The organism is Gordonia sp. NPDC057258 (assembly GCF_042668985.1).
Taxonomy (GTDB): Bacteria; Actinomycetota; Actinomycetes; order Mycobacteriales; family Mycobacteriaceae; genus Gordonia; species Gordonia hongkongensis.
Window position 1 is genome coordinate 115,905 of the sequence record NZ_JBHUXZ010000007.1, and the last position, 22,040, is coordinate 137,944.

The following is a 22,040-nucleotide window of genomic DNA, read 5'->3' on the forward strand; positions in this document are numbered from 1 at the left end:
GATCATGTCGGCCCCGTCCTCGTCACCTGACCCGTCCCCCTCTCCACCGGACACCGCTGCACCGGACATCTCCCGCTCGGACCTGCTTCGCGCACTCGACGACGTGGGCCTCACCGACGCCGACCGGTTGCGTCGTCGCATCGACCGGCTCGCCGCGCGCCCGGACGCCGCGAAGTGGCGGCAGCTCGTCGCCGATGTCGACAAGGCACGCGCCCGTCTCGACCGGCGGCGCGCGACCGTGCCGATTTTGCGCTTCCCCGACGAACTGCCCGTCTCCGCCGCACGCGACGAGATCGCCGAGGCGATCCGCAACCACCAGGTCGTGGTCGTCGCGGGCGAGACCGGCTCGGGCAAGACCACCCAGCTCCCCAAGATCTGCCTCGAACTCGGGCGTGGCATCCGCGGGTCGATCGGGCACACCCAGCCGCGACGCATCGCCGCGAGCTCGGTCGCCAAGCGCATCGCCGACGAGACCGACACCGAACTCGGCGACGCGGTGGGCTACTCCGTCCGGTTCACCGACCGGTCGGGCGCCGACACCCTCGTCCGGGTCATGACCGACGGCATCCTGCTCCGCGAGATCGCCACCGACCCCATGCTGCGCCGCTACGACACCCTCATCATCGACGAGGCCCACGAGCGCAGCCTCAACATCGATTTCATCCTCGGCTATCTGCGCCGCCTGCTGCCCCGACGCCCCGATCTGAAGGTGATCATCACCTCGGCGACGATCGAACCGGCGCGCTTCGCACGGCATTTCAGCACGCCGAAGACCTCGGTCCCGGTCATCGAGGTATCCGGACGCACCTATCCGGTCGAGATCCGGTACCGACCGCTGAGCCTGCAGGAACGCCCCGACGACGGGGACGACGCCGGCGGCGGCGAACATGCGGATCTCGACCAGATCCAGGGCATCGACGCCGCCGTCGACGAACTGTGGGCCGGTGGCCGCGGCGACATCCTCGTGTTCCTGCCCACCGAACGGGACATCCGAGAGACCGCCGAGGCGCTCCGTCGACGAACCGGCGGCAGCAAGGGTCCCGGTGCCGAGATCGTGCCGCTCTATGCGCGACTTTCGATCGCCGAGCAGCAGAAGGTGTTCTCCCCCTCCGACGGACGCCGGATCGTGCTGGCGACCAACGTCGCCGAAACGTCGGTGACCGTGCCCGGCATCCGCTACGTCATCGACACCGGCACCGCCCGTATCAGTCGGTACTCGACCAGGACCAAGGTCAATCGTCTTCCCATCGAACCGGTCTCACAGGCCAGTGCCCGGCAGCGGGCCGGTCGATGCGGTCGTGTCGCCCCGGGCGTCTGCATCCGTCTCTACAGCGAGAACGACTTCGACTCCCGGCCGGCCTTCACCGACCCGGAGATCCTGCGCACCAACCTCGCGGCGGTCATCCTCCAGATGACCTCGCTGAAACTGGGTGAGATCGCCGAGTTCCCGTTCGTCCAGCCGCCCGACGACCGCGCGATCCGCGACGGTATGGGTGTTCTCACCGAACTCGGCGCCATCACCGTCCCGCGCGAGGGCGGGCCCCCGCGACTGACCCCGATCGGCCGGTCGATGTCGCGGATCCCGGTCGATCCCCGGGTCGCCCGGATGCTCATCGCCGGACACGAACTGGGTTGTCTCGACCACCTTCTCGTGATCGCCGCCGCGATGTCGCTCCCCGATCCACGGGAACGGCCGGCCGAGCACCGGGAGGCCGCCGACGCCCAGCACCGGCGCTTCGTCGTCCCGCAGTCGGACTTCCTGTCCTACGTGGAGCTGTGGCGGTACCTCGGCGAACAGCGCAAGGAGTTGTCCGGCAGCCGCTTTCGGCGCATGTGTGAGCGCGAGTACCTCCACTTCCTGCGCATCCGGGAGTGGCAGGACCTCCACCGGCAGCTGACCGAGATCGTCAAGAACCTCGACTGGTCGGTCGCGCCCACCGAACTCGACGCCGACGCCGTCCACCGATCCATCCTGTCCGGGTTGCTCAGCAACATCGCCGCCCGCAACACCGAGGGCCGCGAGTTCACCGGTGCGCGCAACACCACGCTGATGATCTTCCCCGCCTCTCCGCTCGCCAAGAAGCCGCCCGCCTTCATCATGGCGGCCGAGGTCCTCGAGACGTCGCGCCTGTTCGCCCACACCGTCGCCGGGATCGATCCGCTGTGGGCCGAGAAACTCGCCGGGGATCTCGTGAAGCGCACCCACAGCGAGCCGCATTGGTCGGCGAAACGCGGAGCGGCGATGGCCTACGAACGCGTGACCCTCTACGGGGTCCCGCTCGTCGCCCGCCGGCGCGTCGACTACGGCCCCATCGACCCGGTGGTCTCCCGGGAGCTGTTCATCCGGCACGCTCTCGTCGAGGGCGATTGGCGGACGCAGCACGCCTTCTTCGACCGCAATCGCACGCTTCTCGAGGCCGCCTCGGACGTCGAGAACCGCACGCGCACCCGGGGTCTCGTGATCACCGAGGACCAGCTCTTCGAGTTCTACGACCAGCGGCTACCGTCCGACGTCACCTCGGCCCGGCACTTCGACACCTGGTGGAAGAAGGCCCGCCGGGCCGAACCGGATCTGCTGGATCTGCGCCCCGAGGACGTCACGGGAGGCACCGACGTCGCCCCCACGGACTATCCCGGCGCCTGGCAGCAGGGCGACACCCGACTCGAACTGCGCTACCGGTTCGAACCGGGCGCACCCGACGACGGCGTCACCGTCGTGATCCCGCAGGCACTGCTCCCCCATGTCCGACCGGCCGGCTTCGACTGGTCGGTCCCGGGCATGCGCGCCGAACTGGCCACCGCACTGGTCAAGTCGCTGCCGAAACAGCTCCGCAAGAGCATGTCGCCCGCGCAGCGATTCGCCGAACTCGCGCTCGGCCGGCTCACCCCGCGCAAGGAGCCGCTCACCACCGGGCTGGCCCGCGAGCTCTCGGCGATCACCGGGATGCGGGTGACCGCGGGCGATTTCGACACCGACCGGGTACCGCCGCACCTGCGCATGCATTTCGCGGTGGCCGACGACTCCGGACGGATCGTCGCCCGCGCCGACTCGTTGCCCGAACTCCAGCAGACCGGAACGCCCGCGGCGCCGAAGACGGTGTCGCGCAACCTGTATAAGACCTGGACCGCCGATGGGATCGGCTCGCTCGCCGAGCAGACGACGGTCGATGTCGCGGGGCAGCGGCTGACCCGGTACCCGACGATCGACGTGGTCTCCGACGCGAAGGGCCACGCGCGCGGCGTTGTCGTCGTCGATGCGGCTAGCCCGGAGACACGGGACCGCCTCCTGCGACGCGGGATCGTCGCCCTCCTCGACCTCGCGATACCTCCGCTGCACAAGCGGATCGCCGGCTCGCTGAGTCCGGTCGAACGACTCGCCCTGAGCCAGAGCCCGTACTCGACCACCGAGGCACTGCTCGCCGACTGCACCCGACGGGCCATTCGGGACACGGTCGCCGACATCGACGACGCAGAGCTCGCCGCGGTTCGCTCACCACAATCCTTCTCGGCGCTGCTCGAACGGATCCGGCCACGGGTCGCCGCGGCCGCACCGGACTACTTCTCGCTGGCCGTCGCAGCCCTCGAACGGATGTCCCCGCTGCGGGCGGCGATCGACCGGCACGCCGGTTCGCTGGCTGCCGACGACGTCGCCGAACAGGTCGCCCACCTCGTGTTCGACGGATTCGTGGCGGCTACCGCGCGACGCCACCTGGAGAATCTGCCGCGCTATCTCGACGGCGCGCAAGCACGTCTGGAGGCACTACCCGCGTCCGCAGCACGCGACCAGGCCGGGGTGGCCGCCGTCGATCGCGTCGTCGAACGGTGGGCCCAACGCCTCGAACAGGTACCCGAGCACCGGCGGGCGGTGGTCGACGACGAAGCGCAGTGGCTCGTCGAGGAGTTGCGCGTGGGGCTGTTCGCCCAGCGTCTCGGCACCGCGTTCCCGGTGTCGGAGAAACGGGTCCTACGAGCTCTGGACCGACTCGGCTGACACGGGTTCGGCGAGCGCGCTCCCGGATCCCGATGCCGCCTTCAGGTCGTCGATCTCGCGCTGGAAGTCCTCCACCGAGTCGAACGACCGGTACACCGAGGCGAAGCGCAGATACGCCACCTCGTCGAGATCGCGGAGCGGGCCCAGGATGGCGAGTCCGACCTCGTTGCTGGGGATCTCGGCCGATCCACTGGCGCGCACCGTGTCCTCGACCTGCTGGGCGAGCTGCGCGAGCGCGTCCTCGGCGACGTGGCGGCCCTGACAGGCTCGCCGCACGCCACGCATGACCTTCTCCCGGCTGAACGGCTCGGTCACGCCGTTGCGTTTGACCACCGCGAGCACGGCGCTCTCCACGGTCGAGAACCGGCGACCGCACTCCACACAGGAGCGACGGCGGCGGATGGCCTGCCCTTCATCTGCGACACGCGAGTCGATGACCTTGGTGTCGTCGTTCTTGCAGAAGGGGCAGCGCATCGTGTCCTCACGCAGGTCGCGGGACGCTGGAACGCACCCGAAGCGTGCGCCCCGCCGCTTGTCGGCCGGCCCCTGTGACATCGAGGATACCGCCCGGCCTCAGCGGTACCGGGGGGTGAGCAGGGGCTGGCCCACCTGCAGCGCGCTCGACCCCAGATCGTTCATCGCGACGATCTCGTCGATCACGACCTCGCGCGGCATCTCGGGTGCCACCCGGCCGGCGATCGAGCTGAGCGAGTCCCCCGAGCGCACATGGACGACCTCGGAACTCACGGCGGACGGTGTCAGCGAGTCCGAGTAATTCTGGCCGACGACACCGAACACCCACACGACGAACGCCAGCCCGACACCGGCGAGGAGCGCGACCGCGGTGCGGCGGCGGCGACGGAACACCGCCGCGTCGGGCCCGACCGGGCCACGTCCCCGGACCCCGACCGGAGAGCCACAGTGGGTACCGCCCACCCGCGGGGTCACCGGCGATGCCCCCCGCGGCCGGGTGCCGGCCGGCCGGTTGTCGACCGGTCGGCCGCCGTCGGACAGCGGGGCGCGGGTCCGGACGCGATCGGCGCGGTCGGTGCGCGGCCGGACGGCGTCGGGACGGTCGGTGCGGACGGGAGCGACGAGAGTGGCGGTGCGCATGGTGCCCTCCGGTGTTCGGGTGTCTGGGATCGTGCGGGTGTGGTGTTCGGTGTTCGAACATCGATCAGATGTTCGATGCACTGATGTTCGAATTTGTAGCACGACGTCCCGACAAAGTCTCGCGACACATCGAACAAATGTTTGAGGTGCCGGTCGCACTCCGCTAGGCTCGGACCCGGCGCAAGCCATCTACCAGCACGTTCCGAAGACGAGAGGAACCGAACATGAGTGACACCGGCGATAGGCGCGGCCGAGCGCGGGGCGCCGACGACGAGGCCCCGTTCGACGCCGCCGCCGCCGAGGCCTCACTCACCCCGCGACAGGCCGGGGTCCTGGAGGTGATCCGCCGCTCGGTGCGCGAGCGCGGTTATCCGCCGAGCATCCGGGAGATCGGCGACGAGGTCGGCCTGGCCTCGACGTCATCGGTGGCCCATCAGTTGCGGACGCTGGAACGCAAGGGGCTGCTCAAGCGCGACGCGAACCGTCCCCGTGCGGTCAACATCGCCCCGAGTGACACCCCGTCGCCGGACACCCCGACGGCCGGCCAGCTTCCCGAGCCGACCTTCGTGCCGGTTCTCGGCCGTATCGCGGCCGGCGGTCCGATCCTGGCCGAGGAGGCCGTCGAGGACGTCTTCCCACTGCCCCGTGAGCTCGTCGGCGAGGGATCGCTCTTCCTGTTGCGCGTCGTCGGCGAGTCGATGATCGACGCCGCGATCTGCGACGGCGACTGGGTCGTGGTCCGGCAGCAGAACGTCGCCGACAACGGCGACATCGTCGCGGCCATGATCGACGGCGAGGCCACCGTGAAGACCTTCAAGCGTCAGGGCCCGAACGTCTGGCTCATGCCGCACAACGAACTGTTCGATCCGATCCCGGGCAACGATGCCGTCATCCTCGGCAAGGTCGTCACCGTGATGCGGCGAGTCTGACCTCTCCACCGACCGAACCGTCGAGCACCGCCGCGGCCGCCTCGCGCGCCGCGGCGGGATCCGAGGTGGACAGGGCAGCCTCGGCGGCGGCCCGGCAGTCCGGTGCGGACACCTCGCCGAGCCGGGCCCCCACGGCCGCCGCAGCAGCCGGCGCGCTGGACAGCGAGGTGACCCCGAGACCGACGAGCACGCAGGCGAGGTTCGGATCGGCGGCGGCCTCGCCGCACACCCCGACCGGCTTTCCCTGACGTGCACCCGCTGCCGCGACACCCGCGATGAGGCTCAACACGGCCGGTTGCCACGGGTCGGTCAGTCCGGCGAGATCGGCCGACATCCGGTCGGCCGCCATCGTGTACTGGGTCAGATCGTTGGTGCCGATGGACACGAAGTCCACCTCGGCGAGGACGGCTTCGGCCAGGATCGCCGCCGCGGGCACCTCGATCATCACCCCGGCGACCAGACCACGGCCGCGGACCTCGGCGGCGAAGGTGCGCGCCTCCGCCGGCGAGGCGATCATCGGCGCCATGACCCACGGCGCGACGGCCGACCCCGACGCGGCCTGCGCGATCGCGTCGAGCTGATGCGCGCGGATCTCGGGGTGCGCCAGCGCGATCCGATCGCCCCGCACGCCGAGCGCTGGGTTCGATTCGTCGGGATGGGTCACGAACCGGAGCGGTTTGTCGGACCCGGCGTCGAGGGTGCGGATGACCACCTTCTGCCCGTCGAACGCATCGAGCACCTCCCGGTAGATCGCGGCCTGCTCGTCCACCGACGGTTCGTCGGCACGCTCGAGGAACGCGAGTTCGGTGCGGAAGAGCCCGACGCCCTCGACGGGGTACCCGGCCGCGGCGCGTGCCGACGATCCGTCGGCGACGTTGGCGAGCACCGCCACGGCCACCCCGTCGGCGGTCTGCCCCGGACCGGTCCAGCCGGCGACGAGTGCGGCATGCCGCCGATCCTCGTCGACGCGAGCCCGGGCCGCCTCCGCATCGGGCTCCACCTCGATCCGCCCGGTGCTGCCGTCGACGAGAACGGTTGTGCCGGGCTCGATCTCGTCCAGGTCGGCCACCGCCACCACGCACGGGATCCCCAGCTGGCGCGCGATGATCGCGGTGTGGCTGGTCGGTCCGCCGAGGCGGGTGACGAGGGCGATGGTGCTCGTGGGGTCGAGGCCCGCGGTGTCGGCGGGCGCGAGGTCGTCGGCGAGCAGGACCGACGGCACCTCCGGAGTGGGCACACCAGGTTCGGGTAGGCCGAGCAGTTCGGCGAGGACCCGGTCGCGCACGTCGTTGAGATCGGTGACCCGCTCGGCCATCAGTCCGCCGAGCTTGGTGAACACCGCCGCGAACTGTTCGGTGGCCGCGACGGCAGCGGCCTCGGCGGGGGCGCCCTTGCCGATGAGCGCGGTCGCGGCACCGATCCAGCCGCGGTCCTCGGCCAGGCCCGCCGTCGCGGCGAGCACCTCGGCCGTCACCCCGGTGTTCTGCGACGCGCGCGTGCGCAGCCGCGCGGCGACGGCGCCGGCCGCGGTGGCGAAGCGCGTGACCTCGTCGGCGCGCCGTTCCTCGGCGATCTCCACACCGACGCCGAGCTTCTCCGGCGAGTGGTCGGGTCGCTCGCCCGGCCACAGCGCGGGACCGTGGGCCAACCCGCCGACCACCGGGGTTCCCGTCAGGATCTGCGCCATCGTCTTGCCTCTCACTCGACTACCGATGTGACCACCGTTACAAAAAGTGCTTGACTTGTCAACACAAACAGGCGTAAACACAATTACTACAACATCCAATCCCACACGCCTCAACAAGCGGGTTGGTCGAAACCGGAGATCGGAGCGGTGTGTACGCCGAGGAGAGACAACAGGCGATCGTCGACGAGGTGCGACTCGCGGGGCGGGCATCCGTGGCCGCGCTCGCCGAGAAATTCGACGTCACCAGCGAGACCGTCCGACGCGATCTCGCGGTACTGGAACGCGCCGGACATCTCCAGCGGGTCCACGGCGGCGCCGTGCGCGCCGAGATCATGCGCACCCTCGGCGAGCTCGGGATCGACGAACGGGAGTCGAGCCAGATCGAGCAGAAGACCGCGATCGGCCGGGCGGCCATCCGGTTCCTGCCGCCCGACGGCGGCTCGGTGCTCTTCGACGCCGGCACCACCACCTACCGCGCGGCCGAGGCGACCGCTCCCGATCGGAGGCTCACCCTGTTCACCAACAGCCTGCCCATCGCCGGCCTGCTCGCGGGAACCCATCCCGACGGTCTCCATGCCCTCGGCGGACGCGTACGCGGTCTCACCCAGGCGACCGTGGGCGTCGACACCGTGGACGCGCTTCGCCGACTGCGCGTGACCACCGCCTTCATCGGGACGAACGGCCTGAGCGAGGCCCACGGGTTGTCGACACCCGACCCCGACGAGGCCGCGGTCAAGGCGGCGATGGTCGCAGCCGCGCAACGGGTCGTGGTCCTTGCCGACAGCTCGAAGATGGACCGCGAGGACCTCACCTCCTTCGCCGGACTCGACGACGTCGACGTCCTCATCACCGACTCCGGGATCGACCCGGCCTATTCGGCGGCCCTGTCCGCGCGTGGCGTCGAGGTCGTGATCGCATGATCGTCACCGTCACCGCCAACCCGAGTCTCGACCGCACCCTCGAACTCGGCGCACCGCTCGCCCGCGGCGAGGTGCAGCGCGCCGGCGTGGTCCGCACCGAGCCGGGCGGCAAGGGCGTCAACGTGGCCCGGGTCGTCGCGGCCGCGGGCCTGGCCACCCGCGCACTGCTCCCGGCGCGGCCGGGCGACCCGCTGCGGGCCGCACTCGACGACCTCGCACTCCCCTACGACGCCGTGCCGGTCGACGGCGAGGTCCGGTCCAACATCACCATCGCCGAATCCGACGGGACGACCACCAAGATCAACGCACCGGGCGTCACCTTGACGGGCCCGGACCGCGAGGCGCTCGTCGGGCTGATCCGTGAGCACGCCGGCTCCGCGCAGTGGGTCACCCTCTGCGGGTCGCTGCCTCCCGGCGTCCCCGACGACTGGTACCGCTCGATCGCCGACGACCTCGTCCTCGCCGGCTGCCGGGTCGCGGTGGACACCTCGGGCGCTCCCCTCCGTGCCAGCGTCACCGGTCGCGTCGACCTGATCAAGCCCAACGAGGACGAGCTCGCCGAACTGACCGGCGCCGACCCCGGACAGCTCCGAGAAGCACTCGCGCGCAACGATCTCGGACCGGTCATCGACGCCGCTGCGACCATCGCCGAACAGATCGGGGGCAACGTCCTCGCCACCCTCGGCGCCGTCGGGGCCGTGTTGGTCACCGCATCCGGCGTGTGGTCGGCGACCCCGCCGCCGATCGTCCCGCGCAGCACCGTCGGCGCCGGCGACTCGTCACTGGCCGGCTACCTCATCGCGCAGAGCACCGGGGCCGCGCCCGCCGACTGCCTCCGGTCGGCCGTGGCGTACGGCGCGGCGGCCGCATCGCTCGCCGGCACCCAGGCCCCCACGCCCGACCACCTCGACCTCCCCGGCGTGCGGGTGACCGAACTGTCGGGAGCCGCGCGCATGACCTGACGGCACCGTCCCGGCGAGTCTCCACATCCATCCAACACCGCACCCATCCAGCACCGACTCCATCCACCATCGACCCACCCAGCACCGACCCCACTCTTTCCACCGAAGGACATCCCATGACCGAGCAGATCATCACCGCGCAGACGGTGAGTCTCGACGTCGACGCCGGCGGCGATCCCGCCGCCGTCATCACCACGCTCGCCGACGCCCTCGCCGCGGCCGGCCGGACCACCGATCCCGCCGACCTCGCGCGGGCCGCACTGGACCGAGAAGCCAAGTCCGCCACCGGACTTCCCGGCGGCATCGCCATCCCGCACGCCCGTACCGCGTCGGTGACCGCGGCCAGTCTCGCCATGGCGCGGCTGTCCCGCAAGGTCGACTTCGGCGCACCGGACGGGCCGGCCGACCTGGTCTTCCTCATCGCCGCGCCCGAGGGGGGTGCCAGTGCGCACATGAAGCTCCTCAGCTCGCTGGCCCGCTCACTCGTCCGGCCCGACTTCGTGGCCTCGCTCCGCGCGGCCGAGAACGAGGAGCGGGTCATCGAATTGGTCAACGAGGCCATCGACCCCGCGCCGCCGGCCGCGAGCACCGCCGCGCCGACCGCCACCCCGTCCACCCCTGCCCCGTCGACCACGAAACCCGAAGGTGCGCCGGCCCACCCGGACTCGGACCGGACCCCGGACCCGGGACCGGCCAAGCCGCGCATCGTCGCGATCACCGCGTGCCCGACCGGCATCGCCCACACCTACATGGCGGCCGACGCCCTGAAGTACGCCGCCGAGCGGGCCGGCGTCGAGTTCGCGGTGGAGACCCAGGGGTCCTCGGCGACCACGGCCTTCGATCCGGACGTGATCGCCTCGGCCGACGCCGTCATCTTCGCCACGGACGTCGGGGTCAAGGATCGCAACCGGTTCCGCGGCAAACCCGTCATCGCATCCGGGGTGAAGCGCGCCATCAACGAACCCGACGCCATGATCGCCGAGGCGGTCGCGGCGGGGCGCGACCCGAACGCGGCGCGCGTCACCGGCGACGGCGCGGACGCGGACGCGGCCGACTCGTCGAAGTCGGGCATCGGTCTCGCCGGCCGTACACGCCAGGCACTCATGACCGGTGTGAGCTACATGATCCCGTTCGTCGCGGCGGGCGGACTGCTCATCGCGCTCGGCTTCCTGCTCGCCGGCTACGAGGTCGCCAACACGAACCTCGACGACGGCGGCACCCTCAGCGACGGCGCGTTCATCGCCCTGAACAACAGCCTCTGGGATCTGCCGGCGGGCGGGCTGCTGCAATACCTGGGCGCGGTGAGCTTCGCGATCGGCTCGGGCGTGATGGGTCTGGCCGTACCGGTCCTCGCGGGCTACATCGCGTTCGCGATCGCCGACCGCCCCGGTATCGCACCCGGTTTCGTGGCCGGCATCGTCTCGCTCGCCGTGGGCGCCAGCTTCATCGGCGCGCTGATCGGCGGTCTCATCGCCGGCGTGGTGTGCCTGTGGATCGCGCGGACCCCGGTGCCCCAGTGGGCTCGTGGTCTCATGCCGGTCGTGGTCATCCCGCTGTTCGGCAGCATGATCGTCGGCGGACTGCTCTACATGGTCCTCGGCAAACCGCTCGCCTGGCTGACCGAGCAGATGAACAGCGGCCTCGAGAGCATGTCCGGCGGATCGGCCATCGCCCTCGGCATCGTGCTCGGCCTGATGATGTGCTTCGACCTCGGCGGACCGGTCAACAAGAGCGCGTACCTGTTCGCCACCGCCGGGATCGCCGACGCGGCAACCGCCGGACCCGCGCAATTCCAGATCATGGCGGCGGTCATGTGTGCCGGCATGGTGCCCCCGCTCGCCCTGGCTCTCGCCACCGTCGTCCGACCGGGCCTGTTCACCGAACCGGAGCGCGAGAACGGCAAGGCCGCATGGCTCCTCGGCGCGTCGTTCATCTCCGAAGGTGCCATCCCGTTCGCCGCGGTCGACCCCTTCCGGGTCATCCCGTCGATGATGGCCGGTGGTGCCCTCAGCGGTGCGCTGATCATGGCTTTCGGCGTCGAACTGCGCGCCCCGCACGGCGGCATCTTCGTCTTCTTCGCCATGAACAACTGGGTCCTGTTCCTCGTCGCGCTGGTCGCCGGTACGGTGCTGTCCGCCGTCCTGGTGGTCGCGGCCAAGCAGGTGCACCGCAGTCGCGACGCCGTCGCCTTCGACGAACTCGAGGCGGTCGCCGTCTGACACCCGATCACACGACCACCTGACATCCGGGGCGCTCCCCGGCACCGAATCGCCCGACAACCACCACAGAACACACGACAACACTCGAAGGAGTTACCATGCCCAGCACCACCGCCACCGTCGGCTCCGCAGTCGGACTGCACGCCCGCCCCGCCACGATCATCGCCGAGGCGGTCGCCGAGACCGGCAGCCCGGTGACGCTGGGCCTCGAGGGCGGTGACCCGGTGGACGCGGGGTCGGCGCTGATGATCATGACGCTCGGGGCCGAGAAGGGCACCCGCGTGGTCGTGACGGCCGACGACCAGGCCGCGCTCGACACCATCGTCGGTCTCGTCGAGAAGGATCTCGACGCCGACTAGGTCCGTACAGCCGACTGGGTCCGTACAGCCGGCGAAGCGCTCACATCCGGAGGTCCGCGATCTCGCCCGCGAAAGCGGCCGGGACGCGGACCTTCATCGTGGTGCCGGTCTCGGTGTGCTCCGACGAGATGACCTCGCCCTCGCTGTGGACGCGAGACACGACATCACCCCGGTCGAACGGCACCTCGATGGTCATCTCGACGTCCTCGCGACCGACGAACTCGCGCACCCGCCCGAAGAGTTCGGGCAGTCCCTCACCGGTTCGGGCGGAGATGAACACCGCATCCGGACCGAGCGCGCCACGCAACTCGGTGAGGCGGTTGCCGTCGATGGCGTCGATCTTGTTGATGACCAACAACTCCGGCGGCGCGGTGACGCCCTCTTCGGCGACGATCTCGTTGATGACCTGACGGACGGCCGAGATCTGCTCCATCGGGAAGGCGTCCGCACCGTCCACGACGTGCAGAAGCAGATCGGCGTCGACGACCTCCTCGAGCGTCGACCGGAACGCCTCGACGAGCTGGGTCGGCAGATGCCGGACGAACCCGACCGTATCGGTGAAGACGACCGCGCGGCCGTCGTCGAGCGTCGCCCGCCTGGTGGTGGGATCCAGGGTCGCGAACAACGCGTCCTGCACGAGGACACCGGCGCCGGTCATCGCGTTGACCAGGCTGGACTTGCCCGCGTTGGTGTAGCCGGCGACGGTGATCGTCGGGATCGAACCGCTCTTGCGCGCAGCACGTTTGGTGTTCCGCGCCTTCTTCATGCCACGGATCTCGCGCCGCAGCTTGGCCATCCGCTCCCGAATGCGGCGACGGTCGGTCTCGATCTTGGTCTCACCGGGACCGCGCAGGCCCACACCGCCGTTGCTGCCCGCCCGGCCACCGGCCTGCCGGGACATCGATTCACCCCAGCCGCGCAGACGCGGGAGCATGTACTCCATCTGCGCGAGGGAGACCTGCGCCTTGCCCTCGCGAGAGGTCGCGTGCTGGGCGAAGATGTCGAGGATCAGCGCGGTGCGGTCGATGACCTTCACCTTCACCACCTTCTCCAGCGCATTGAGCTGGGCGGGCGTGAGCTCACCGTCGCAGACGACGGTGTCGGCGCCGGTCGCGAGGACGATCTCGCGTAATTCCTCGGCCTTGCCACTGCCGATGTAGGTGGCGGGATCGGGTTTGGAGCGACGCTGGATCACCGCGTCCAGGATCTGGGAACCGGCTGTCTCGGCGAGGGCGGCCAGCTCGGTCATGTTGGCCTTCGCGGCAGCCGCGCTGCCCTCGGTCCACACGCCGACCAGGACCACGCGTTCGAGTCGTAGCTGCCGGTACTCGACCTCGGTGACGTCGGTGAGTTCGGTGGAGAGTCCCGCGATGCGCTGCAGTGAGGCGCGCTCGGACAGCTGGAGTTCGCCGGTGGTGGGACCCGCGGTGTCGCGGATCCCGAGATCGGCCGCGGACATGATCTGTGCTTCTGATTCGGTCATACGGGAACCATGGTCTCACGACCGTCCAGGACCGAGCACGCGAATATCGAGCTCAGCGCTCCCAGCCGGGCCGCAGCACCCCGTCGGCGACCAGCATCGACGGCCCGCGCAGGGTCGAGCCATCGGGACGGATCGTCACGGTGACCTCACCGCCGGGGATGCCGATGCGCAGCTCGCCGGTGTCCGCGCCGCGGGCGTCGAGAGCGGCGCGCGTCGCCGCGACCAGGCCGGTTCCGCAGCTGCGCGTCTCCCCGACGCCCCGCTCGAACACCCTCATCCGCGCGGTCAGGCCGCCGTCGGGGCCTTCCACGGGTGGGGTCAGCAGCTCGACGTTCGCGCCGTGCGGGAAGTCGGCGGCCTCGATGATCACGCCGGCGGAGAAGTCGACCGCGTCGAGGTCGGCCGCGGTCATGTCCGCGACGACGCACGCCAGGTGGGGGTTCCCCACGTCGACCATCGCACCGGGGTAGATGTCGTCACCGATGCGGACCACCGACGACCCGTCGATCCGCGCCGGACCCATCTCCACCGTGACCTCGGCGTGCACGGCGTCGAAGGAGTGGATGGTGACGCCGCGGGCACCCGCACGGGAACCGACGGAGAACGTGTCGGTGTCGACGAGTCCCGACGCCCGGACGTAGTGGGCGAAGACGCGTACCCCGTTGCCGCACATCTCCGCGATCGAACCGTCGCCGTTGCGGTAATCCATGAACCAGTCGTCGGCCGACACGTCGTTGGGCAGGGCGTCGAGGACACCGGCCGCGACGAGGGCGCCCGAGCGGGCGACGCGCAGCAATCCGTCGGCGCCGATCCCCCGTTGCCGGTCGCACAGCGCCGCGACCGTAGCGGCGTCGAGCGCGATCTCGGCGTCGGGGTCGGCGAGGACCACGAAGTCGTTCTGGGTGCCATGACCCTTGACGAAGTGCAGGCCGTCGCTCGCACTGCTCTGCGGGGCGGAAGTCACGGATCACAGCCTACGGGGAAGGCGCGTCGACGATGCGCAGCGCTCGGTCGAGCAGATCGGGTGCGGCGGCGTCGAGCCACTGCGCCCGGTGATCGCGGCGGAACCACGAGCGCTGCCGACGGACATAACGCCGGGTGCCGATGAAGGTCAGCTCCTCGGCCTGCGCGAGGTCGTACTCGCCGTCGAGCGCCGCGAGGACCTGTTTGTAACCGATCGCCTGCGACGCGGTGCGTCCCTCTCGCAGGCCGCGGGAACAGAGGTCCTCCACCTCGTCGACGAGGCCCTGCTCGAACATCGCTCTCGTCCGACGGCGGATCCGGTCGTCGAGTTCCTCGGTGTCCCGGTCGAGGGCGAGGATGATCGTGCCCCAGCGCGGTTCGCCGATGGTGGGCTGCGACGCGGCGAAGGGTGCACCGGTCAGCTCGACCACCTCCAGCGCCCGCACGATGCGGCGACCGTCGGTGGCCAGGATGGTCGACGCCGCGGCCGGGTCGACCTCCGCGAGCAGCCGGTGCATCTCGCCCACTCCGCGCTCGTCGAGCAGGTCCTCGTAACGCCGGCGGACCTGCGGGTCGGTGGGCGGGAACTGCCAGCCGTCGAGGAGTCCCTGGACGTACATCATCGATCCCCCGACGATCACCGGGACCCGACCCGCGGCGCGCAACCGGTCGACGTCGGCCCGCGCGGCCTGCTGATAGCGCGCGACGGTCGCCACCTCGGTCACGTCGAGCACGTCGAGCTGGTGATGCGGGATGCCGCGGCGTTCGTCGGGCGGGAGCTTGGCCGTCCCGACGTCCATGCCGCGGTACTGCTGCATGGCGTCGATGTTGACGATCTCGCCGCCGAGCCGTTCGGCGAGGTCGAGGGCCAGATCGGACTTGCCGCCGGCAGTGGGTCCGACAACAGCGATCGGGGTGGGCGGCGCGGTCATCGGGCGTGCTCGCCGTCGTTGACGGTCCAGGTCGCGACCACGTAACCCACGCCGAAGGGCGCGTCGGCGAAGTCGGGTACCGCCCGGACCGACCGGTCGCCGACGAGGCCGGCCGCCACCTGCCACGCGACCCGGCCGCCGACGCCCTCGGCATCGCACTTCGCAGGGTCGAGTGCCATCAGCGTGTCCGTGTCCGCCGATCCGAGCGCGGCCACGATCGCGTCGTTCAGCGCCACCGCCGATTCCCGACGCCCCCCGCCGGGGGCCTTGTCGGTCAGCGCCGTCGACCCGTCGCCCACCACCAGGACCCCGACGGCGTCCGAGCCCTCGTCGAGACGGGCGGCCAGCCGGGTACCCACCGCGACGCACTCCGCGGGCGGCGTGGCGGAACCGACGCTGCACACGCTCAGCGGACCCAGCGACATCCGCTCGGCGATCCACCCGGCGATCAGCGCCGACAGACTCATCCGGGGCAGCGGGTCGGTGACCGCGACATCGGCGATAGCAACATCGGTGATCGCGGAGTCGATCGTGACCGGGACGTCCACGCCGAACCGCGCGAAGGTGCCGCGCAAGGGCTCGCCCACGAGGCCAGCGGTCGACCCGTCGGCGGTTCCGATCGCCACCCAGCGGTCGACGCCGAGCGCGCCCGCGACCGCGTCGAGAGCTGCGCGCCGCACCGGCTCGGTGTCGGAGGCGGCCGGTCCGGCCAACTCGGGGACGAGCAGCGGGGCACTCGGAACGAAGACGACGGCCGCAAGCACACCACGACGCTAGTCGACCACACGAGGCCCGCTCGCTCCGCTCCCGGCGCCGGTGACATTCGGCCCGCTCGCTCCGCTCCCGGCGCCGGTTACCCCGCGCCGCGACCCACCAACTCGGCACGGACGCCACATCGACGGGCCTGAACTGCTTGAATGGAACGGTACTTGTCGGCGATCGCGGGCGTAGGATGCCCGGCGAGAACCGACTCCAGCGACCGGCAGCCGTGACGCGCGGCACCACTGAGCGGCAGGACACGTGCACATGAGCAACCCGACCGAATCGGCTTCCGAACCCCAGCAGGCACCCGCCGGGCAGGACACACCGAAGCCGGGACCCAAGCCGGGACCCCGGCCCAAGCCCGGACCCCGCCCAGGCATCGCGTCCGAACCGGTCGTCACGCATCTCGTCACCGGTGATCCGCACCGCTTCGGTCGTATCGACGAGTCGGGTGTCGTGTGGCTCAAGACCGACGACGGCGAACGCGAGATCGGTTCGTGGCAGGCCGGCACGGTCGAGGAGGGGCTTGCGCACTTCGGACGCCGGTTCGACGACCTCGCCACCGAGGTCGAGATCCTCGAGGAACGGCTCACCGCCCGCTCGGGAGACCCGCGTAAGGCCCAGCAAGCCGCCAAGCACCTGCTCGACGAGTTGCCCAACGCGCATGTGATCGGTGACGTCGCCGCGCTGCAGCGCCGCCTCGAGGCGATCGTCGGCAGCGCCGACGAGGTCGCCGAGACCATCCGCGCCGAGCGCGAGAAGACCCGGTCGGAGGCCATCGCGCGCAAGGAGGTCCTCGCCGCCGAGGCCGAGCAGATCGGCGCCGACGCGACCAACTGGAAGAGCGCGGGCGACCGGCTGCGCGAGATCCTCGACGAGTGGAAGTCCATCAAGGGCGTCGACCGCAAGACCGACGACGCGCTGTGGAAGCGGTACGCCAAAGCGCGCGACGCCTTCAATCGCCGGCGAGGTGCGCACTTCGCCGAACTCGACCGCGAGCGCGCCGGTGCGAAGGAACGCAAGGAAGCACTCATCGCCCGCGCCGAGGAGCTGTCCGGCTCCACCGACTGGGGCCCGACGTCGGCCAAGTTCCGGGAACTGCTCGGTGAGTGGAAGGCGGCCGGCCGCGCCCCGCGGGACACCGACGAGGCCCTCTGGCAGCGGTTCAAGGCCGCACAGGACGTCTTCTTCGGCGCCCGCAACGCGGCGTCGTCGGAACGCGACGCGGAATTCTCCGCGAACGCGACCGCCAAGGTCGCCCTGCTCGATGCCGCCGAGAAGGCCATCGACCCTGCCACCGATCTCGACGCGGCCCGCCGCGAGTTCCGGTCGTTCCGCGATCAGTGGGACGAACTGGGCAAGGTCCCGCGCGATCAGATGCACAGCCTGGAGGCCCGCGCGCGGGCCCTGGAGAAGCGCATCCGCGACGCCGAGGACGCTCAGTGGCAGCGGACCGATCCCGAGGCACTGGCGCGGGCGGCGCAATTCGCCGACCGCGCAGCGCAACTCGAGGACCAGGCGCGCAAGGCGGCCGAACGCGGAAAGGACCGCGACGCCGCAAAGTTGCGCGATCAGGCTGCGCAGTGGCGCGAGTGGGCCGCCGCCGCGGAGAGTGCCGTCACCGACCGCTGAGTCCGGTCGGGGCCCGCCGGATCAGTCCTCGTGCGGGTTCTTGCGGTACAGCGCTGCGGCGTAGGCCTCCTGCTCGGCGGCCTGCCGGCGCCGCTCGTCCTCGAGCGCGAGCTGGTAAGAGCTCCGCGCCCACACGACGCGGGACCAGTGGAACGTGAGCACGAAGACCGCGATCCAGCCCAGCACGAGGCCGATGCCGACGCCCGACGGCGGCTCGACGCCACCGACGCCCGGCGTGTTCCGCGACCACCACGCCAGCATCCCGGCGACGCACGCGATGGCGCACCCGCACAGCGCGATCCACGCCAGGAACCACCGGCGGGTGAGCAGCGCGAGCATGGAGACGACGATGCCGAAGATCGTCACCAGGTAGACGAAGATCCTCGACACGATCGTGACGCGCTCGGCGGCCGCCTCGGGCGTGAAGGTGAGGACCTCGAGCCCGGTGACGGATCCCGTGTGCGGCAACACCATCGACACCATGGCGAGGACGACTGCCACGGCGACGACGACCGCGCGCGCACCCGGGTCGATCTCGCCGGCCACCCGCCGTTCCGCCTTGCGCAGGTCGTTCTCGTACTGCTCGAACGCGGCCTTCTCGGACCCAGAGCTGCCGGACGCCTCGTTGTCGGACGCCGAATTCTCGGACATGGTCATCGCCTCACTTCGTGATGGTGGTCAGCTGCCGCAGCCACTGCCGCAGCCGGCGTCGGCCGGGACGGCGGCGGGGGCACCGAACCCCGGCAGCCCGAGCCCGACGCCGACGGGCGCGGTGGTGGGGGTACGGCTCTGTTCGTGTGCGTCGCCGGCGCGGGTGCGGCGGTGCGCGAGAACGCCGGAATCGGCGATCAGATGGTGTGGTGCCGCTGCGGTGAGCTGCGTGTGCACGACGTCACCCGGGCGGATCCCCGACGCCGTTCCGGGCGCGAAGTGCACCAGGCGGCCGTCCCGGGCGCGGCCGGTCATGCGCTGGGTCTTCGCCGACTTGCGCCCCTCGTCGGCGACCACGAGCAACTCCACCTCGGTCCCGACCAGCGCCTCGTTCTCGGCCAGGCAGATCCGCTCCTGCAGCGCGATGAGACGCCGGTAGCGATCGGCCACGACCTCGGGCGGCACCTGATCGGCCATCGTCGCGGCGGGCGTGCCGGGGCGGGGCGAGTACTGGAAGGTGAACGCGCTCGAGAAGCGGGCGCGCTCGACGACGTCCAGGGTGGCCTGGAAGTCCTCCTCGGTCTCGCCGGGGAAGCCGACGATGATGTCGGTGGTGATCGCCGCATGCGGCATGGCCTCGCGGACCTTGTCGAGGATGCCCAGGAACTTGGTCTGCCGGTAGCTGCGGCGCATCGCGCGCAGGATGCGATCGGACCCCGACTGCAGCGGCATGTGCAGTTGCGGACACACATTCGGCGTCTGGGCCATCGCCTCGATCACGTCGTCGGTGAACTCGGCGGGGTGCGGTGAGGTGAACCGGACGCGTTCGAGCCCCTCGATGTCACCGCAGGCGCGCAGCAGTTCGGCGAAGGCGCCCCGGTTGCGGGGCTGATCGGGATCGGCGAAGGACATCCCGTAGGCGTTCACGTTCTGGCCCAGCAGCGTCACCTCGACGACACCCTGGTCGACGAGGGCCTGTACCTCGGCGAGCACCTCGCCCGGCCGGCGGTCGACCTCCTTGCCGCGCAGCGACGGCACGATGCAGAACGTGCAGGTGTTGTTGCACCCCACCGACACCGACACCCAGCCCGAGTAGGCGGAGTCGCGCTTGGCCGGCAGGGTCGACGGGAACCGCTCGAGCGCGTCGAGGATCTCCACCTGGGCGGCGTCGTTGTGGCGGGCTCGATCGAGCAACGCGGGCAGCGACCCGATGTTGTGTGTGCCGAAGACGACGTCGACCCACGGGGCCCGGGACAGCACCGTGTCCTTGTCCTTCTGCGCGAGGCAGCCGCCGACGGCGATCTGCATGCCGGGCCGGTCGGATTTGACCGGGGCGAGGTGCGACAGGTTGCCGTACAGCTTGTTGTCGGCGTTCTCCCGGATCGCGCAGGTGTTGAAGACGACGAGATCGGCGGGGTCGTCCTCACCCGCGCGCACGTACCCGGCGTCCTCGAGCAGACCGGCGATGCGCTCGGAATCGTGGACGTTCATCTGGCAGCCGTAGGTACGGACCTGATAACTGCGCGCGGCGGGTGCTGCCTGCTCAGGCCGATCCGACAACTCGATACTCACCCCTACGAGGGTACGGGGCGCACGCAAATCGACTCCCACAGGACACCCTGTTCCACGTCGGCCGATAGGGTGCCCCAATGACCGTTTCGCCGAGTAAGTCCGCGGACCCAGGGTCCCAGCCGATGATCGCGATGCGCGGGGTGCAGAAACACTTCGGGTCGTTGCACGTCCTCAAGGACATCGATCTCGAGGTCCCCGCCGGTCAGGTCGTGGTGGTCCTCGGACCGTCGGGCTCGGGCAAGTCCACCCTCTGCCGCACGATCAATCGCCTCGAGCCGATCGACGGCGGCGAGATCCTGGTCGAGGGTCAGGTGCTGCCCGCCGAGGGCAAGGACCTCGCCCGGCTCCGCGCCGACGTCGGAATGGTCTTCCAGTCCTTCAACCTGTTCTCGCACAAGACGATCCTCGAGAATGTCACGCTCGCGCCGATCAAGGTGCGCAAGAAGAGCAAGGACGAGGCCGGCAAGCGCGCCCTCGAACTGCTCGAGCGCGTCGGCATCGCCAGCCAGAAGGACAAGTACCCCGCCCAACTCTCCGGCGGCCAGCAGCAGCGCGTGGCCATCGCCCGGTCGCTGGCGATGAACCCGAAGATCATGTTGTTCGACGAACCGACCTCGGCCCTCGACCCGGAGATGGTCAACGAGGTGCTCGACGTGATGGTGTCCCTCGCGAAAGAGGGCATGACGATGGTGGTCGTCACCCACGAGATGGGCTTCGCGCGCAAGGCCGCCGACCGCATCATCTTCATGTCCGACGGGGCGATCATCGAGGACTCCGATCCGGAGACGTTCTTCAGCAACCCGTCGACCGATCGCGCCCGGGACTTCCTCGGCAAGATCCTGGGGCACTGACATGACACAGCGAACCACCCGCCCGATGCGGACCGCGGGCCTGGTCCTCGCGGTCGGCGCCCTGCTCGCCACCGTGTTGTCCGCCTGCGGCAGCACCGAACCGCGCAACCTGCTCGACTCCATCCGCGAGGGATCGGTCGTGCTGGGCGTCAAGTTCGACCAGCCCGGTCTCGGCCTCTACGAGCCGGACGGCAACGTCGAGGGATTCGACGCCTCGGTGTCGCGCTATGTCGTCAACCACATCGCCGACGACCTCGGTGTCCCCCATCCCGAGGTCACCTGGCGCGAGACCCCCTCGGCGCGCCGCGAGGCGATGATCGACAACGGTGAGGTCGACCTGATCGCGGCCACGTACTCGATCAACGCGGCGCGCTCGAAGAAGGTGTCCTTCGGCGGTCCCTATCTCGTCACGTACCAGGGTCTGATGGTGCGCGCCGACGACAACACGATCGACGAACTCGCCGACCTCGACAAGGGCAAGAAGCTCTGCTCGGTGACCGGCTCGACACCGGCGCAGAACGTCAAGGCACAGCTGCCCGCGGTCCAGTTGCAGGAGTACGACTCCTACTCGGCCTGCGTCGAGGCGCTGCGTCGCGACAAGGTCGACGCGGTGACCACCGACGAGGCGATCCTCGCCGGCTACTCCAACTTCTGGGAGGGCGAGTTCAAGCTCGTCGAGATGACCTACCTCAAGGACGCCTGCGTGAAGGATGCCCTGAAGACCGCGGGCAGTCCGTTCTCCACCGAGCGCTACGGCGTGGGGCTGGCTCTGGACGACACGGCGTCGCAGAACGCCGTCAACACGGCACTCGACGCGATGCTCGCGCCTTCCGTCGACGGCGAGTCGGCCTGGAACGCCGCGCTGCGCGAGGCACTCGGCAATCCCTACGTGGACGAGATCATCGCCCGCGCCGACCGTCCGGACTCGAAGTTCCCCTACCTGCCCGATCCCGGCGACCTCGACTTCCTCGACTCGCCCTCCACACCGTGCCCGCCCGGGCTGCAGTGAGCGAC

General features: G+C 70.4%; 18 protein-coding genes. 9 read left to right on the forward strand and 9 right to left on the reverse strand.

Annotation, left to right across the window (positions count from 1 at the left end):
* Positions 1–4: 4 nt before the first annotated feature.
* Positions 5–3,991, forward strand: coding sequence for an ATP-dependent RNA helicase HrpA (gene hrpA / locus ACFUEJ_RS07735; RefSeq protein WP_388028462.1), 3,987 nt, complete (start codon positions 5–7; stop codon positions 3,989–3,991).
* Here hrpA and nrdR read toward each other — a convergent pair.
* Together nrdR and ACFUEJ_RS07745 are read right to left on the reverse strand one after the other, a co-directional pair.
* Positions 3,965–4,465, reverse strand: a complete 501-nt coding sequence (gene nrdR / locus ACFUEJ_RS07740) for a transcriptional regulator NrdR (RefSeq protein WP_058250310.1) — start codon at positions 4,463–4,465, stop codon at positions 3,965–3,967. The two genes, hrpA and nrdR, sit on opposite strands and share 27 nt — an antisense overlap.
* A gap of 99 nt (positions 4,466–4,564) precedes the next feature.
* Positions 4,565–5,104: a LysM peptidoglycan-binding domain-containing protein gene (locus ACFUEJ_RS07745; RefSeq protein WP_065628912.1), complete on the reverse strand. Its 540-nt coding sequence runs from the start codon at positions 5,102–5,104 to the stop codon at positions 4,565–4,567.
* A 224-nt stretch (positions 5,105–5,328) separates the two neighbouring features.
* Here ACFUEJ_RS07745 and lexA point away from each other — a divergent pair, with 224 nt between their 5' ends.
* Positions 5,329–6,033 carry a transcriptional repressor LexA gene (lexA, locus tag ACFUEJ_RS07750; protein WP_058250198.1) on the forward strand — a complete coding sequence of 235 codons (705 nt, stop codon included), beginning with the start codon at positions 5,329–5,331 and terminating at the stop codon, positions 6,031–6,033.
* On the opposite strand, the gene ACFUEJ_RS07755 is transcribed toward lexA, so the two are convergent.
* Positions 6,011–7,720, reverse strand: a complete 1,710-nt coding sequence (locus tag ACFUEJ_RS07755) for a phosphoenolpyruvate--protein phosphotransferase (protein WP_165630170.1) — start codon at positions 7,718–7,720, stop codon at positions 6,011–6,013. The two genes, lexA and ACFUEJ_RS07755, sit on opposite strands and share 23 nt — an antisense overlap.
* Before the next feature lie 149 nt (positions 7,721–7,869).
* Between ACFUEJ_RS07755 and ACFUEJ_RS07760 the strand changes: the two genes are divergently transcribed.
* The 4 genes from ACFUEJ_RS07760 (at position 7,870) to ACFUEJ_RS07775 (ending at position 12,180) form a co-directional block, all read left to right on the forward strand.
* Positions 7,870–8,640 carry a DeoR/GlpR family DNA-binding transcription regulator gene (locus tag ACFUEJ_RS07760; protein WP_058250196.1) on the forward strand — a complete coding sequence of 257 codons (771 nt, stop codon included), beginning with the start codon at positions 7,870–7,872 and terminating at the stop codon, positions 8,638–8,640.
* Positions 8,637–9,602 carry a 1-phosphofructokinase family hexose kinase gene (locus ACFUEJ_RS07765; protein ID WP_065628914.1) on the forward strand — a complete coding sequence of 322 codons (966 nt, stop codon included), beginning with the start codon at positions 8,637–8,639 and terminating at the stop codon, positions 9,600–9,602. The genes ACFUEJ_RS07760 and ACFUEJ_RS07765 overlap by 4 nt, the downstream gene beginning before the upstream one ends.
* Positions 9,603–9,718: 116 nt before the next feature.
* Entirely contained in the window at positions 9,719–11,821 is a 2,103-nt protein-coding gene (locus ACFUEJ_RS07770; RefSeq protein WP_388028467.1) for a fructose-specific PTS transporter subunit EIIC, read from the forward strand.
* Positions 11,822–11,919: 98 nt separating this feature from the next.
* Entirely contained in the window at positions 11,920–12,180 is a 261-nt protein-coding gene (locus ACFUEJ_RS07775; RefSeq protein ID WP_058250193.1) for an HPr family phosphocarrier protein, read from the forward strand.
* 40 nt (positions 12,181–12,220) lie between these two features.
* Here the strand turns inward: ACFUEJ_RS07775 and hflX are convergent, their stop codons facing one another.
* The 4 genes from hflX to ACFUEJ_RS07795 are packed head-to-tail and all read right to left on the reverse strand — an operon-like array spanning position 12,221 to position 16,322.
* Positions 12,221–13,663, reverse strand: a complete 1,443-nt coding sequence (gene hflX / locus ACFUEJ_RS07780) for a GTPase HflX (RefSeq protein WP_277242947.1) — start codon at positions 13,661–13,663, stop codon at positions 12,221–12,223.
* 52 nt (positions 13,664–13,715) lie between these two features.
* Positions 13,716–14,627, reverse strand: a complete 912-nt coding sequence (gene dapF / locus ACFUEJ_RS07785; protein WP_226513126.1) for a diaminopimelate epimerase — start codon at positions 14,625–14,627, stop codon at positions 13,716–13,718.
* A gap of 10 nt (positions 14,628–14,637) precedes the next feature.
* Positions 14,638–15,558, reverse strand: a complete 921-nt coding sequence (gene miaA / locus ACFUEJ_RS07790; RefSeq protein ID WP_311277249.1) for a tRNA (adenosine(37)-N6)-dimethylallyltransferase MiaA — start codon at positions 15,556–15,558, stop codon at positions 14,638–14,640.
* On the reverse strand, positions 15,555–16,322 hold the full coding sequence (locus ACFUEJ_RS07795; protein ID WP_311277248.1) for a hypothetical protein: 768 nt from the start codon (positions 16,320–16,322) through the stop codon (positions 15,555–15,557). The genes miaA and ACFUEJ_RS07795 overlap by 4 nt, the downstream gene beginning before the upstream one ends.
* A 262-nt stretch (positions 16,323–16,584) precedes the next feature.
* Between ACFUEJ_RS07795 and ACFUEJ_RS07800 the strand changes: the two genes are divergently transcribed.
* On the forward strand, positions 16,585–17,952 hold the full coding sequence (locus ACFUEJ_RS07800; protein ID WP_311277247.1) for a DUF349 domain-containing protein: 1,368 nt from the start codon (positions 16,585–16,587) through the stop codon (positions 17,950–17,952).
* A gap of 21 nt (positions 17,953–17,973) precedes the next feature.
* Here ACFUEJ_RS07800 and ACFUEJ_RS07805 read toward each other — a convergent pair whose 3' ends face one another.
* Positions 17,974–18,609 (reverse strand): hypothetical protein, encoded by a 636-nt coding sequence (locus tag ACFUEJ_RS07805; protein WP_374100843.1) that lies wholly within the window; start codon positions 18,607–18,609, stop codon positions 17,974–17,976.
* A 21-nt stretch (positions 18,610–18,630) separates the two neighbouring features.
* The gene (miaB, locus tag ACFUEJ_RS07810; protein WP_068969901.1) at positions 18,631–20,163 is read right to left on the reverse strand and encodes a tRNA (N6-isopentenyl adenosine(37)-C2)-methylthiotransferase MiaB; all 1,533 of its coding nucleotides are present in this window, start codon (positions 20,161–20,163) and stop codon (positions 18,631–18,633) included.
* Between the two features lie 134 nt (positions 20,164–20,297).
* On the opposite strand from miaB, the gene ACFUEJ_RS07815 reads away from it, so the two are divergent.
* Both ACFUEJ_RS07815 and ACFUEJ_RS07820 read left to right on the forward strand, forming a co-directional pair.
* A complete protein-coding gene (locus ACFUEJ_RS07815; RefSeq protein ID WP_165630857.1) occupies positions 20,298–21,026 on the forward strand; it encodes an amino acid ABC transporter ATP-binding protein in 729 nt (242 codons plus the stop codon).
* Position 21,027: 1 nt separating this feature from the next.
* Positions 21,028–22,035, forward strand: a complete 1,008-nt coding sequence (locus ACFUEJ_RS07820) for a glutamate ABC transporter substrate-binding protein (RefSeq protein ID WP_065628923.1) — start codon at positions 21,028–21,030, stop codon at positions 22,033–22,035.
* Positions 22,036–22,040 lie beyond the last annotated feature (5 nt).

Excerpts from the sequence above, each read along its gene's own strand:
- nrdR (WP_058250310.1), bottom strand. The coding sequence starts at position 4,465 with ATGCGCTGCCCCTTCTGCAAGAACGACGACACCAAGGTCATCGACTCG.
- lexA (WP_058250198.1), top strand. The coding sequence starts at position 5,329 with ATGAGTGACACCGGCGATAGGCGCGGCCGAGCGCGGGGCGCCGACGAC.
- ACFUEJ_RS07770 (WP_388028467.1), top strand. The coding sequence starts at position 9,719 with ATGACCGAGCAGATCATCACCGCGCAGACGGTGAGTCTCGACGTCGAC.
- hflX (WP_277242947.1), bottom strand. The coding sequence starts at position 13,663 with ATGACCGAATCAGAAGCACAGATCATGTCCGCGGCCGATCTCGGGATC.
- ACFUEJ_RS07755 (WP_165630170.1), bottom strand. The coding sequence starts at position 7,720 with ATGGCGCAGATCCTGACGGGAACCCCGGTGGTCGGCGGGTTGGCCCAC.
- ACFUEJ_RS07775 (WP_058250193.1), top strand. The coding sequence starts at position 11,920 with ATGCCCAGCACCACCGCCACCGTCGGCTCCGCAGTCGGACTGCACGCC.
- ACFUEJ_RS07820 (WP_065628923.1), top strand. The coding sequence starts at position 21,028 with ATGACACAGCGAACCACCCGCCCGATGCGGACCGCGGGCCTGGTCCTC.
- ACFUEJ_RS07805 (WP_374100843.1), bottom strand. The coding sequence starts at position 18,609 with ATGACCATGTCCGAGAATTCGGCGTCCGACAACGAGGCGTCCGGCAGC.
- hrpA (WP_388028462.1), top strand. The coding sequence starts at position 5 with ATGTCGGCCCCGTCCTCGTCACCTGACCCGTCCCCCTCTCCACCGGAC.
- ACFUEJ_RS07745 (WP_065628912.1), bottom strand. The coding sequence starts at position 5,104 with ATGCGCACCGCCACTCTCGTCGCTCCCGTCCGCACCGACCGTCCCGAC.
- ACFUEJ_RS07765 (WP_065628914.1), top strand. The coding sequence starts at position 8,637 with ATGATCGTCACCGTCACCGCCAACCCGAGTCTCGACCGCACCCTCGAA.
- ACFUEJ_RS07800 (WP_311277247.1), top strand. The coding sequence starts at position 16,585 with ATGAGCAACCCGACCGAATCGGCTTCCGAACCCCAGCAGGCACCCGCC.
- miaA (WP_311277249.1), bottom strand. The coding sequence starts at position 15,558 with ATGACCGCGCCGCCCACCCCGATCGCTGTTGTCGGACCCACTGCCGGC.
- ACFUEJ_RS07815 (WP_165630857.1), top strand. The coding sequence starts at position 20,298 with ATGATCGCGATGCGCGGGGTGCAGAAACACTTCGGGTCGTTGCACGTC.